Raw genomic sequence first — 250 nt, 5'->3', positions numbered from 1 at the left:
CCTCAACACTCGTCACATTCTGAAAGCCTCTTGGCAACTGTCCACCACGATTACCGCGACTGCCTTTATAATTTGCCAAATCCATCGGCTTTAAGGTCACATGACGTTTGCCCGCCGTAATGATCAAGCTATCTTGCAAGCTCATTGGGGTGATAGCTAATACCTCTTCATCGCCTTTGAGGGTAATCATCTTATTGCCCTTTCCGCGTGCTTGCTCAGGCAAATCCTCTAACGCAAAGATGAGTAAATA

1 pseudogene is annotated in these 250 nt (G+C 46.4%); it reads right to left on the bottom strand.

Annotated elements, in window-relative coordinates:
• Positions 1 to 250, bottom strand: a pseudogene (locus AAEZ06_RS27890) (DNA gyrase C-terminal beta-propeller domain-containing protein); the annotation flags it as partial.

Origin of the sequence: Pseudomonas sp. HY7a-MNA-CIBAN-0227, assembly GCF_040310325.1 — a bacterium.
Classification (GTDB): domain Bacteria; phylum Pseudomonadota; class Gammaproteobacteria; order Pseudomonadales; family Pseudomonadaceae; genus Aquipseudomonas.
The sequence above is the reverse complement of the archived record's forward strand: the minus strand, read 5'-3'. Positions and strand labels throughout refer to the sequence as shown.